The sequence below is a fragment of the Gilvimarinus xylanilyticus genome (assembly GCF_024195295.1).
GTDB lineage: Bacteria > Pseudomonadota > Gammaproteobacteria > Pseudomonadales > Cellvibrionaceae > Gilvimarinus > Gilvimarinus xylanilyticus.
Genome location: NZ_JAMFTH010000003.1, coordinates 56860 through 69544 on the forward strand (window position 1 = coordinate 56860; position 12685 = coordinate 69544).

General features: G+C 56.8%; 9 protein-coding genes. 3 read left to right on the top strand and 6 right to left on the bottom strand.

The window, feature by feature from the left end; genetic code table 11:
• Nucleotides 1-351 precede the first annotated feature (351 nt).
• Nucleotides 352-3861, bottom strand: coding sequence for a HEAT repeat domain-containing protein (locus M6D89_RS10845; protein WP_253968092.1), 3510 nt, complete (start codon nucleotides 3859-3861; stop codon nucleotides 352-354).
• Between the two features lie 328 nt (nucleotides 3862-4189).
• Between M6D89_RS10845 and M6D89_RS10850 the strand changes: the two genes are divergently transcribed.
• On the top strand, nucleotides 4190-4537 hold the full coding sequence (locus M6D89_RS10850; protein WP_253968093.1) for a hypothetical protein: 348 nt from the start codon (nucleotides 4190-4192) through the stop codon (nucleotides 4535-4537).
• 10 nt (nucleotides 4538-4547) lie between these two features.
• Here M6D89_RS10850 and M6D89_RS10855 read toward each other — a convergent pair whose 3' ends face one another.
• From M6D89_RS10855 to M6D89_RS10865, 3 genes are all read right to left on the bottom strand, one after another.
• Complete coding sequence (locus M6D89_RS10855; protein WP_253968094.1) at nucleotides 4548-5486, bottom strand: sugar phosphate isomerase/epimerase family protein; 939 nt, start codon at nucleotides 5484-5486, stop codon at nucleotides 4548-4550.
• 66 nt (nucleotides 5487-5552) lie between these two features.
• On the bottom strand, nucleotides 5553-6113 hold the full coding sequence (locus M6D89_RS10860) for an HNH endonuclease (protein WP_253968095.1): 561 nt from the start codon (nucleotides 6111-6113) through the stop codon (nucleotides 5553-5555).
• Between the two features lie 207 nt (nucleotides 6114-6320).
• Nucleotides 6321-6944, bottom strand: a complete 624-nt coding sequence (locus M6D89_RS10865; RefSeq protein ID WP_253968096.1) for an IMPACT family protein — start codon at nucleotides 6942-6944, stop codon at nucleotides 6321-6323.
• Between the two features lie 270 nt (nucleotides 6945-7214).
• Here M6D89_RS10865 and ectB point away from each other — a divergent pair, with 270 nt between their 5' ends.
• Together ectB and M6D89_RS10875 are read left to right on the top strand one after the other, a co-directional pair.
• Complete coding sequence (gene ectB / locus M6D89_RS10870; RefSeq protein ID WP_253968097.1) at nucleotides 7215-8483, top strand: diaminobutyrate--2-oxoglutarate transaminase; 1269 nt, start codon at nucleotides 7215-7217, stop codon at nucleotides 8481-8483.
• Between the two features lie 79 nt (nucleotides 8484-8562).
• A complete protein-coding gene (locus M6D89_RS10875; RefSeq protein ID WP_253968098.1) occupies nucleotides 8563-9933 on the top strand; it encodes an aspartate kinase in 1371 nt (456 codons plus the stop codon).
• On the opposite strand, the gene M6D89_RS10880 is transcribed toward M6D89_RS10875, so the two are convergent.
• Together M6D89_RS10880 and M6D89_RS10885 are read right to left on the bottom strand one after the other, a co-directional pair.
• Entirely contained in the window at nucleotides 9930-11330 is a 1401-nt protein-coding gene (locus M6D89_RS10880) for an MFS transporter (protein ID WP_253968099.1), read from the bottom strand. The genes M6D89_RS10875 and M6D89_RS10880 overlap by 4 nt on opposite strands.
• Before the next feature lie 368 nt (nucleotides 11331-11698).
• Nucleotides 11699-12685 (bottom strand): flagellar motor protein MotB, encoded by a 987-nt coding sequence (locus M6D89_RS10885; RefSeq protein ID WP_253968100.1) that lies wholly within the window; start codon nucleotides 12683-12685, stop codon nucleotides 11699-11701.

The window sequence follows — 12685 nt, forward strand, 5'->3', positions numbered from 1 at the left end:
ACATAGGGAGCCTCTGATCAAGTCCCCAGCGGTCTCTGCGCGAGTCAAAACGTTCACTCCGCAAGGCGCGCTTCGCAGGCAATGGCCATAGTCCTTGGCAAGAAGTGCAACACAGCGGATGAACGTTTTGGCCGCGCCCTTCGGGGCTTACAGAGCTTTCCGATCTCTGTGTTAGCTCACCTCACCGGGCCGTCAGCCCGCTTTCAGTTCGCCGCCTTGATCTCGAAAAGCTCTGTAAGCCAGAGGCCACTGGGGACTTGATCAGAGGCTCCGCGGAGCCCATACAAAAATACCGGCACGAGGCCGGTATTTTTGCTTGGGCGGCGCTAAGGCCGCCCCGCGCAGCGGGCTTTAGTGTGAAACCGCCTTACTTTGGCCGCGCTGCAGGTGCAAATACTCCACCAGATCGCGCAGCTGACCTTTATCCAGCATCAGCCCCATGGGTGGCATACCCGAGGGGGAATAAGTCTGCTCGGCGATATCCCCGAGCGCAATCGTGTGCTCGGTGCCGTCGCTGGCCTGGACGGTAATGCTGTCCTCGGCCTCGGCGGCAAACAGCCCCTCAACCACGGTACCGTCTTGCAAGGTTACGGTAGTATTGCCAAACCCGGGGGCGATACGAACGCCGGGCGCCACCATGGCTTCCAGCAATTGCTCGCGGGTCAAACGGCTGCCAATGTCGGTCAGCTCGGGGCCCACATGGCTGCCGCGAGGGCCGATCACATGGCAGCGCACACACTGGGCGGTACTGCTGTAACTGAAAATGGCAAAACCCGATTCGGCATCGCCGCCTTTTAACGCCTCAGCGTATTTCTCCAGCGGATTGGTTTGATCTTTAGCCGCCTCGTAGGCAGCCAGCTTTTGCGTCAGCCCGTCGCTGCCGGCCGCTTCGGCGGCGTTAACCAGCTCCAGCTGCACTTCGGGCACAACCTCACCGGCGATCAGCTTGTCCATCTGTTGTGACAGTACGCTATACGCTTCGGGAGCCTTGATATTGGCCAGCGACTGATAGGCCGCCTGCTGCTCACCCACGGTGCCCTCAGCGAGCAAAATGGTGTGCATATCCACTTTGGTTTCCACCGGAATATCCAAATCGGGAACAATGGCCAAGGCACTCATACGCACACTTTCGTCCTGATCTTTGAGCGCGTCATACACCACTTTTTGCATATCGGCATAACCCAACTTGTGCAGATTATTGAGCGCGGTTAGACGCACCTCGGCGGCGCTGTCGTTGTGCACCGAGTTCACTAAGCGCTCGGAAGCATCGGCAAAGGCCAGGTTGCCCAGGGCGTTAACCGCAGCCTCGCGCACGACAGAAGAGTCATCGGCGAGCAGCGCAGGATAGACATCCGCCAGCACCTCGCGCGCCACGGCGGCATTGCCGGTACGCTCACCACGGTAGCGACCACTCACACGGTCAAACACCGAAGGGCTTTCCCAATAGGTGAGCGCCTCTAACGCTTCGGCGCGCAGCGCGGCAGCGGCGCCGGCATCGGCGGCATAGTCGGCCAGGCGCTGAGCCGCCGCTTTATCGGCGACAAAGGCATTGGCGTTAATCGCGCGGCGCAGTAACTCTTCGTTTGTAAACGGCGTTGCACCCAGCAGCTCGGCCAGTCTCGGCAGGGCCCCTTCAACAAACAAATCGTCGTTGATCACGCGCGCGGCGCTGGTAACCACGAACTGGCTTTGATCGTCCAGGAAGTCCGCCAGGGCATCGCTTTGTAAACGGCCCAAAGCCACCACAGCGGCAATACGCACCGCCTCGGACTCGTGTTCGGCGAGGGCCGCCAATGCTTGCTCATCGCCAATACGGGCCAGAGCAACCGCACCGCCCTGGCGCAGATAAACGTCCGCGTCGTTATTGGCCTCAAGCATGGCAATGATTGGCTGCGTCGCCTGCTCGGCACCGATCCGGCCGAGCGCCTGGGTGGCGAAGAAACGCACCCGGGCATTGTCGTGCTCCAAGTTACTTAACAGCGCATCGGTCGCCGCCGCGTACTCCGCGTCGCCGATCACCTTGGCAATCTGTGCACGAACTTCTGGGTCACTATCGTCGCGCAGGTAGCTCAGCAGAGGCTCAGCGGCAGCCGCCTCCTGGCGCGCGAACTGACCGATACCCCAAATGGCGTGAATGCGCGCCAATTGAGCGTCGGCATCCAACACCCCCACCAACGGCGCTGCGTCGCCGCGCGAGACCAGCTCAAACTGGGCCCGCTGACGCACACGCATATCGTCGTGGGCCAAGAGTGCGACCAGCGATTCAGCATCGCGCTCGCTTAAGTTTTCCTGTAACAGCGCCTTGGTCTCGGCGCGCTGTTCCGCATCGGCCTCGGCCGGGGTATCCAGCTTCCAGATACGGCCCTTGCCATTGCGGTGCCACCCCTCGATCCAGTCGCTAGTATAAAGAGCGCCGTCGGGGCCCATATCCAGGCCGGTGGCTTGAATACCGCGCATCATTTGTTGATCGGTATCCAGGGTAAAGCCCGCCCCCTCGGGTTTGAGGGTAAAGGCATTAACGCCAGAGCGCGGCCCATTGCCGGTGTATTCGACGATAAAGAAGTGGTCTTTCCAGCGCTCGCTCAAACCCGTGCCCGGATGGTAGACCATGCCAGTAGGCCCGGCGTGGTATGGAGCCACCGGTGGCAAAATGTGCGCCGCTTGGGATTCAAAGCGCGGCTTGTAGAACTCCTCGTCCATCCACACTTTGTAGTTGTTATTTTTGGGGTCTGTGTATTTGCCGAACTGCCAGTTGCTGCGCCAGCCGCTGTCCGAACCATCCACCAGATAAACCACACGTTCAAACTCGCCCGGATGGTCGCCGTCATTATCTACGCTGACCAGATTGCCGTATTTATCGAACACAAATTCGTGAGTGTTGCGCACCCCGTGGGCAAACACTTCAAAGTTACTGCCATCCAACTCGCTGCGCACCACCACACCGCGATTGGGGTAGGCGTGCTGGTTACCGTCGTTGTCGGTGATATTGGCGCCAATGTCGCCGATACCGTAGTAGATTCGGCCATCGGGCCCCAAAGTGACCCCTGACATCCCGTGGCCACTAAAGCCGATATGTACGCCAAAGCCGTCGGCCAGCTGCTGCTTATCATCAGCGATGCCATCGCCATCGGCGTCTTTTACCCGCCAGGCGTGAGGCGCCACTGCCAAAAACAGCTCGTTCAATTCATTGTGATAGTAAATGCCGCCCAGCACATCGGTGACTTCGGTATTAAAATCTTCCAAAAAGGTCTGGGCGCGATCAGCGCGGCCATCGCCGCTGGTATCGGACACTTGCAGCACTTCTTCTTTGACCACTGCCAGGTCTTGCCAGTCGTGTACCCCGTCTTTATTGCGGTCGGGAATATCATCGGCGGTCAGGTTTTTATCGGCGCTGAAATAATCTTTAAGAAACGCGCGACGATCTTCAACGTCTTGCATCGCCTGGGCCGGCGTCAGCCAGTGCGGGTAGGGACGAATATCAAACTCTGAGTTATTGCTGCGATGGGTAATGGCCACCCAGGCGTTACCGTCGTAGTCCATGCTCAGGGCCACCGGGTCGGCGAGCAGCTTCTCCGAGGCCCAGAGCTCCATCTGCAAGCCGTCGGCGAGCTCCATATTGGTTTGCGACTCGATGCTCTGGGCGCGGGTGCTGGCGGCGGCATCGGTGATCTCCACAATACGTTCTGGCGCCAGGGGCGAACCTTTGTCGGTTTGATTAGCCGGGGCTGGTGCGGGGTCTTTGCCGGCCGTTTCCGAGGTTTGCTCCGGTGGCGAGCAGGCCGTCAGGGCGACTGCCAGGGCCAGGATAGAAAGACGAAGTGAGCGGGGCAGCAATAAAGCGCCTGAAATTTGGTTGGACATAATCATCACAGTTATCGTTATGAGTATCGGTTACAGCACGTCATTCGTGCCTGAACGGGTAAAATTAGAGCTACGAACAGATTATAAGCCCGCGCCATAAAGGCACAAGTTAAGTAGTGTTTGCAGACCTTTAAGAGGTTCCTCCGCGCCTCATGTTGGACACAGTGCACGCCCTATAGCCCCAAAACAAAGCACCTTGCTTTCCCCCAAGCCCGCTCCAGCGACCATATGGCGCCTAAATGGTGAAATAGTCAGCTTGGCGAACATTTTGCAGACACCCTGTCTCTGGGGGAGACCCCTTTCAATCTAACGGGACAGGTAGCAGTTTATGCAGTACAGCAAACCCATGATTGACCTGGTGCTCGAGTTGCGTCGCCGAGCCCCCTCTGAACTTAAGCCTGGCATTAAGTTGGCCAACCCCGATTTATTCTACGAGCTGGCGGATTATTATCACCAAACCCGCGACGCGGTGACCCGGGCGCTGATCAAAGAGCTGTTTCAACTCGCCGCTGGCGATTGGCCCGCGCGCCTGGAAAAACCCGAAGAAAAGGTCGCTCAGCAAGTGAAGGTTTATCGCGGCCAAGTGAGCCTGAGCGAGTCTCGCAAACCGGCACAAGAACCCCAGCCCAGCGATCGCCCCCACCGCGTCTATCGCGGCCAGGTGGTCTACCGCTAAGGCTGACGCCTCAAGCGAGCTCTTTTCGCACCCGCTCAAGCAAACGCTTGGTCGCGAGAATGCCCTGGTCGGCGGGCAGCTCGCTACCCTCGTACTCGATGCCCACATAGCCGTTGTAACCCGCGTTTTTAATAATTTCAAACAGTCGGCGATAATCCATATCCGGCTCATTGCCCTGCTCATCAAAACGAAAGGTTTTCGCACTCACCGCGCCTGCATAGGGCATTAAGTCGGCCACGCCCTGGTAGATATCATACTGTTTGATGCACGGCGAATCCCACAAGCCACCGTCCGCGCGCTGATAGCAAAAGTTGCCAAAATCCGGCATCGAACCGCAGTAGGGCGAATCGGCCTCTTTTAAAACCTCGGCAAGCTTGGCGCCGTGAGAAGAATAACCACCGTGATTTTCCACCAGTATCTTAATCCCCAAAGGCTCGGAGAACGCGGCCAGTTCAACCAGGCTGGCCACCGAAGCATTGTGCCAGTCTTCGGCGCTGCCGGCGCCGTGTAAGTTAACCCGAATACTGTGACAGCCGATGGTGTTGGCCGCCTCTATCCAGGGGTAATGATTCTCTACGGCCTGCTTACGGCGCCCTTCGTCGGCAGTAGACAGGTCGCCCTCGCCATCAATCATAATCAGCAGGTTGCGGACATTGTGATCGTCCGCGCGCCGTTTTAACTCCCGCAAAAAAGTTTGATCCTGCGCCTTGTCCATAAAGAATTGATTCACATACTCCACCGCGCCAATATCGAAATTGGTGCGTGCCACCGAGGGAAAATCCAGGGTGCTGAGCGACTGATCAAAAAAAGCCTTGTGCAGTGACCACTGCGCCAGTGAGATATCAAAATAAAACGCGTCGCTTTGCGCTCGGGTTAAGCCGGGAAAGGCCCCACAAACAGAAGTCGCCGCGAGTGCGTGCAAAAAAGAGCGTCGGGAGAGAGAAGCCATAGAAAACCTCAACGAGGATGTCGTCTTGTTATTGGATGGAGGGCTATTCTAGCGACAAAGCCAAACTCAGTGCCAGGCGCGGTTTTCCGAAAACTGCGGGCGCAGGAACTCCATCTGATCACCGCGAATTCGATCGGAGTTAATCAGCGCAAGATACTCGGCGATATTGGGGCGAAACGGCAGAGCCAAAAGCTCCATATCGATATCTTGTAACAGATGATTGCTTTTGCGTTGATTGCAGCGCTTGCAGGCGGTGACCACATTTTGCCACACATCCCGACCGCCGCGACTGACCGGGTGCACATGGTCGCGGGACAACTGAGCGGTAATAAATTTTTTGCCGCAGTAAAGGCACAAATGGTCGTCTCGGGCAAACAGAGCGCGGTTGGTAAGCGGGGGGATAAGACGGTAGCGGGCGATTCGACTGCCGCCACAGGCGATAATGGCGGGAAGGGTTATCTGCGAGCGCACGCTGCTACATCGGGCGTAACCGCCCACCACTTTGCGCACCGAGCCGCCCAGGCTCCAAACCACCAAATCCCTGGCATAAAGACAGACGGCGTCCTGCCAGGGTAACCACTCAATAGGCTGCCCGGCGATATTGAGCCGCAGTATCCTCTCTTCCATCGACACCTCCCGTAGTGACAGGCTCGGGGCACCTCTATTCGTACAGGTGGCCCAACCTATTACTGGTAAAGCGTGGCATCGCTCGGGATTGTCAACCAAGCCCTCAATGCGATGATCGTCGGAGCGACAAATGTTTCGATTTGTCCCTACTTTGTCGGTTAACTGTGACGATAATATGTCAAATGTACCGCTTTTTACGCACCTCGCCTACTCTTTTTTCTCCTCGGGCAAAACTCTGGCAGCGCCAGAACTTAACTGCGCCACTTGGCGGCGCAATGACGAGACCTGCCCTTGAGCCAACTCAAAGCACAGACTGACCGACTCGCGATACTCGGCCTCGATATCCTGAACCGAGTATTCACCGAGCAGATGTCGCATTTTTTGCTCGAGGGGAAAAGGCACCTCAATAATCACGGCCTGCTTAGGCACCACCGAACGCCAGGCCGCGCCGTCCAGCGCACCCGAAACCGAGGCGCTGTAGGCCCGCACTAAACCGCCCGCGCCCAACTTCACGCCGCCAAAAAAACGGACGACGACGGCCAGACAATCCCCTGCGTCCCGATGCTGCAGCACATGCAACATAGGCTTGCCCGCCGTGCCGGAGGGTTCACCATCGTCGCTAAACGCCGCTGTTTTAGGCTGGTCGGCGGCGCCGACAATATACGCCCAACAATAATGATTGGCACCGGGACGTTCAGCCTTGATACGCACCAGCGCATCCATGGCCTGCTCACGCGAGCAAACCGGCACTAACACCGTAATAAATTGGCTGCGTTTTTCTTCGTACTCGTTTACATGCTCGGCCGCCAGCGCCCGATAACCCGTCCCCATATTTGCCCCCACTAGTGCCAACAAACCAGTGTAACAAAGCGCGCAAATTCGTGTTTAAGCGCGGCTCTTGCTATGATGAATGCACTGTTTGTAAACGACCGGAGTTAAAATTAGTAGCAGCCCCCGCCTCCAGAAACGTCCAGCCGGACTGAGCCGCATACTGGGTCACCGCGTATCAGTGACTCGACCGGCACAAGGGTCGGGCCAGTAAAACGATTATTTACCCCGCGTACCACGCAGGATTTAACCATCATCGGGAGAAAGACAAGCATGAGAATTTTTGAAGAAATGGAATCGGAAGTTCGCGGCTACGTTCGCTCATTTCCAACCGTATTTGATGTCGCCAAAGGCTCCGAGCTGTTTGACGAAAACGGCACGCGCTACATTGACTTCTTTGCCGGTGCCGGGGTTCTCAACTACGGCCACAACCACCCGATGGTCACCAAGGCGCTGATTGAACACCTGGAACGCGATGGCATTGTCCACGGCCTGGATAAGGCCACTATCGCCAAGCGCGCCTTTTTGCAGAAGTTCCGCGACACTATTCTGGCACCACGCAACCTGCAGTATAAAGTTCAGTTTACCGGCCCTACCGGCACCAACGCGGTAGAAACCGCCATGAAACTGGCGCGCATGGTAAAACAGCGCTCCAACATTATTGCCTTTACCAACGGCTACCACGGTTTGACTATGGGCGCCCTGGCCGCCACTGGCAACTACTTTTACAAAGACGAATCCTACGGCAGCCGCAGCAACACCGCGTTTATGCCCTACGACGGCTTTTTGGGTGAAGACGTCGACACCATTGATTACTTGCGCAAATTCCTCAACGACGGCAGCAGCGGCATCGACTTGCCCGCCGCCATTATCGTGGAAACCGTGCAGGGCGAAGGCGGTATTAATGTCGCGCGCATCGAATGGCTGAAAAAGCTGGAACAACTGTGCCGCGAGTTCGATATTCTGCTGATTATCGACGACATTCAGGTGGGCAATGGTCGCACCGGCACCTTCTTTAGCTTTGAGCGCGCGGGAATCCACCCAGACATGGTCACCTTGTCCAAGTCAATTGGCGGCGGCCTGCCCATGGCATTACTGTTAATGCGTCCCGAGCTTGACCAGTGGCAACCCGGCGAACACACCGGCACCTTCCGCGGTAATAACCTGGCTTTTGTCGCCGCCACCGAAGCGCTGAGCTTTTGGGATAACGACGACCTGGCCACCGCGGTGGTTCATAAAGGCAAATTTATCGAGCAAGAGCTGCAGAAAATTGCCGATGAATTCCCACAGTTCAACCCCAAAGTGCGTGGTCTGGGCATGATTTGGGGGCTGGAAATGACCCCGGGCGTTGCCTCCGAGACCTCGGCCGAAGCCTTTGAGCGCGGGTTGATTATCGAAACCTCGGGCGCCGACGATCAGGTGCTTAAATTCCTGCCGTCACTGTTGATTGAAGAAGAGCTTCTCACCGAGGGGCTGGGGATTATTCGCGACTCGCTGCAAGCTCTGGCGCAAAAACGCGACGACATGATGACCGGCCGTTAATAAGGCCCCCACGCAAGCCGCCCCACGCGGCTTGCGTTTTTCACTCCCTTTTTTTCACTCATACGGACAGCCAGCAGCCATGTCAGATATTATTATCAGTAAGTTCGGCGGAAGCTCAGTGGCCGATGCCAAGCAAATTGTCAAAGTCACCGACATTGTAAAAAGCGATAAAAAGCGTCGCGTGATTGTGGTTTCAGGCCCGGGCCGCAGCCACAAAAACGAAGAGAAGGTGACCGATCACCTGATCAACATCGCCACCAAGGGCATCCACTTTTATAACCAGCGCCAAAACATCACCGCCGACGACAGTCGCCAGGCGGTTATCGACAAGTTCACCGCCATTATGCGGGACTTAAAAATCGACGCCCCGGACATTCTTAAAGCACTTAAGCAGGATTTAAATACCGACTTGGGTGGCGACAAGCGCGTGGCGTTTTTGGCCTCGCGGGGCGAGCACTACAACGCCCGAATTATTGCCGCCTATTTGGAAAAATGCGGTTTAAAAGCCAAGGCCCAGCTCCCCGAAGAAATCGGCTTTTTGGTCAGCGACAACTACCTAGCCGCGCGCACTCTGGATCAGGCCTACGAAAACGTCCAGTTTATGGAAGCGTTTGACGGCATCTCGGTTATGCCGGGCTTTTACGGGGTGACCGAAGACGGCCACATTGCGGTTTTCTCCCGCGGCGGTTCGGATTTAACCGGCGGCGAAATCGCCTACGCGCTGGACGCCGATACTTACGAAAATTGGACCGACGTCAACGGCGTGTACGAGGCCGACCCGCGTATTATTAAAGAAGCCCGGGCCATTCCACGGCTTACTTTTAAAGAAATCCGTTTGCTTTCCAGCAAAGGCTTTAACGTCTTTCACTTGGACGCCATGCTCAAGTGCCGCGACCGCAAAATTCCCATTAATATTCGCAACACCAACTCGCCTCACGAGCCGGGCACGTTGATTCTTAACGAGCGGGTTCCCGAAGAGGGCGTGGTGGGCATAGCGCGGCTGGACAATATGTCTTACATCCACATTGAAAAAGACATGCTGGGTGAAGAGGTCGGCTTTACCGCCTCACTGCTACAGATATTCCACGACTTCGGTATTAATACCTACCATTACCCCACCGACAAAGACGATATTGCGGTGCTGGTGAGCAAAGAAGATTTACTGGGCAGTATTAATGACCTGCGCCGGGTGATTGAAAAACGCTTAAAGCCCGACAATATGCGCGTAGAATACAATTTATCGATCATCACCCCGGTGGGCCAGGGCTTAAACCGCAACAACTACCCGATTATCGAAGCCTTAAGTGCGCTGGGCGATGCTCATATCCCCATCGATTTAATCGACCAGAGCCCGTCGCAAATTTGCTTCCATGTGGGGGTTTCGCAAACCGTTGCCGACGAAGCGACGCGAGTCCTCTATGACGTCCTTATCGGGCAGGCCTCGTCCTAGCCGGACGCGGTCGCTGTTGCGCGGCCGCGCAACAGCGACACCAGCGTCGCCACCGTCAACAGCCCCAGGGCCAACTGCAGCGCATTGTGGAAGGTAGCCAGCAGGGGCTGGGCGACGGCGGCGCTCATAGCGCTGTCCCCTAAATGCCAATAAACCAACAAATTGACTAAGCTCATCCCCACCAGGTTGCCCGTAACCCGCGCAAGGTTCAGGGTTGCCGACGCCACCCCCACCTCACTGGCACGCGCCGAATGCATCACCACATGGTTGTTAGGGCTGGAGAAAAAGCCAAAGCCTATTCCGATAAGCACCAGCGCCATGCGGATATCGCCTTCCGGGGTCTGGGCATCGAGCTGATTGAGCCAGTAAAACCCCAACAGGGTGCAAATACACCCGACACTGGCCAGCCAACGCGCCGAAAAGATATCCGACAGCTTACCCGACAGTGGCGCCACACAGGCCATGGCCAGGGCCTGGCTGAGTAATACCTGCCCCGCCTCTAACGCGCTAAAGCCGCGTACATACTGTAAATACAAACTCAGCATAAAGCCCAGCGGGTAGTTGGCGCCATACATTAATGCGGCAGCCAACAAAGACATGGAAAATACTCGCGACTCGCGAAACATCTGCACGCGAATCAAAGGCGAGCGGGCACCTGCCTGCAGGCGAATAAACAAGCCCAGCAATACCAACGACAGCACCAGTGCAACGACAGACAGGGGTTCGGGCAAACCGGTAAGCCCCAACACCAAAAACGCCGCCCACAACGCGAACAACAGTGCCCCGCGCCAGTCAAAGCGCGACGGCTCGCTCTGGCGCCACTCGCCCTTAATGCCCCACTGCAACAACACCGACACCACCATCACCAGCGGCAGGGGCAAGAGAAATACCGCGCGCCAGCCAAAAGTCTCGGTGGCCCAACCACCCAGCGCCGGCGCCAGGGTTAAACCCAAATACACACTGGCGGCGTTCAACCCCAACGGCAAACCCCGCTTGTGGGCGGGGAACACCGAAATCAGCAGAGCCATACTGGTAGCAAACATCATTGCCGAGCCCACCCCCTGAACAAAGCGCATCGCCAGCACCCAGTGCACCGAGGTGGCAAAGAATGCGCCGATACAGGCCAGGGCATTTAACCCGATTCCCAGCTGGAAAACCCGTTTGCGCCCCATCAGGTCGGCCAATTTACCCGCGGGCAGCATAAACATAATGTTCGCCACCAAAACCGTGGTGGGAATCCAGCTGACTAACACCGCGTTGGCGTGCAGCTCGTGCGCGAGCGCCGGGATGGCCACATTGACCGAGGCCATTCCCAGAGGCGCAATAAACGCTCCCAGGCAGACCACGCACAACAGCAACCAGGCGTCAGGGGAAATCTTATCGACACGTACCGTCATCAAATATGTCCAGGCAAAAAAAACCGGGGCCAGCAAGCGCTGGCCCCGGTTTTTATTATGAATCTGGCACTATTAAACCACACAAGAGACTGTGGCGCAGCGCTGTGTGGCGAGTCACTCACGGCGATCGCACCCGAATCTTGCAGCGCGAGGGGTGTAAAAATAGAAACCCCGCGGCAAGGGGGCCTGCTGCGGGGTTGTACAGGATGGAGTCGAACCGTGACTCAAAGCGGCGAGGTCCCTCTGTTCCGTGCCTCAATTCCCTCTGCTTACATTCCTTAACGTATATTATGAGCCGAGTCTTTCGAGAAAAACAACGGCTAATATCACCTTTACTTGTGAGACATCTCTTACAAGCCCGAATATCGTCAGAACACCTCTTCGGGCTCCAGATCGAACAAATACTCGGGCTCAATATCCATTTGGCGGATAATATCTTCACCCTCGTTTTTCAGCAGCTCAATATCCTCGGCCTGCAGGTCGTTGCCGAGCCCCTGCCTAATCACAATTTCGACCCGCCGGTTGCGGGCCCGGTTGGCCGCCGAATCATTCGACGCCAGAGGGCGGGTGGCGGCAAAACCCGAGACTTCAAAGCGCTCGGGCGCCAAATAACCACCGCGCATTAGCTGGGTGGCCACCGAGGAGGCGCGCATGGCCGACAAATCCCAGTTGGAACGGAACCGTTCGGAGCGGATAGGGATGTTATCCGTGTGCCCCTGCACCTCAATCAAACCCGGCTTGAGCATAAGTACGGCTCGTATTTCGTCGATAACATCGTAATAATCCGCCGCCAACGTGGCCGAACCGGATTCAAACGAGCCCCTCTCGCGGATGCGGATAATAATCTGCCGACCCTCGGTTTCAATTTCGATTTCACCGTTGGCTATCCGATCCTCCAGCTTGCCCGCCAGCTCGCGGGCGTCTTCGCGGGTCTGCTCGACCAGCTCCTCGAGAATACTCTGCAGACGTTGCTTCGCGCTTTCCTCCATATCCGGCTCGCCGCGCTCAATGTCATACTCCTGCGAATCGCGCACCTCCAGGCTCATTTGAGTAATGTCCTGAGTGCGCTGAAAGATCTCGTTAATCGGGGTGGGCTCGGGTTTGCCGGGGCTGAACTCCTGCGCAATGATGCTGGTGCCTTTGGGGATTTCGTTAACATTGACTTTGGCCTGCACCCCAAACGCCTGGGCCAGCGACCCCGCCAGGCGGCGGAACTTCATCGCGTCCATTTCCGAAAAGGACAGCAACAGCACAAAGAAACACATCAGCAGCGCCATCAAATCCGCAAAGGTCGCCATCCACGCGGGTAAACCCGGCGGGCATTCGCATTCATTTTCTTCTTCATCGGCACTCAT

Bases quoted from the DNA above. Each gene is read 5' to 3' on its own strand.
- M6D89_RS10850 (WP_253968093.1), top strand. From the start codon at position 4,190: ATGCAGTACAGCAAACCCATGATTGACCTGGTGCTCGAGTTGCGTCGC.
- M6D89_RS10865 (WP_253968096.1), bottom strand. From the start codon at position 6,944: ATGGGGACGGGTTATCGGGCGCTGGCGGCCGAGCATGTAAACGAGTAC.
- M6D89_RS10855 (WP_253968094.1), bottom strand. From the start codon at position 5,486: ATGGCTTCTCTCTCCCGACGCTCTTTTTTGCACGCACTCGCGGCGACT.
- ectB (WP_253968097.1), top strand. From the start codon at position 7,215: ATGAGAATTTTTGAAGAAATGGAATCGGAAGTTCGCGGCTACGTTCGC.
- M6D89_RS10880 (WP_253968099.1), bottom strand. From the start codon at position 11,330: ATGACGGTACGTGTCGATAAGATTTCCCCTGACGCCTGGTTGCTGTTG.
- M6D89_RS10860 (WP_253968095.1), bottom strand. From the start codon at position 6,113: ATGGAAGAGAGGATACTGCGGCTCAATATCGCCGGGCAGCCTATTGAG.
- M6D89_RS10845 (WP_253968092.1), bottom strand. From the start codon at position 3,861: ATGTCCAACCAAATTTCAGGCGCTTTATTGCTGCCCCGCTCACTTCGT.
- M6D89_RS10875 (WP_253968098.1), top strand. From the start codon at position 8,563: ATGTCAGATATTATTATCAGTAAGTTCGGCGGAAGCTCAGTGGCCGAT.
- M6D89_RS10885 (WP_253968100.1), bottom strand. From the start codon at position 12,685: ATGAGTGCCGATGAAGAAGAAAATGAATGCGAATGCCCGCCGGGTTTA.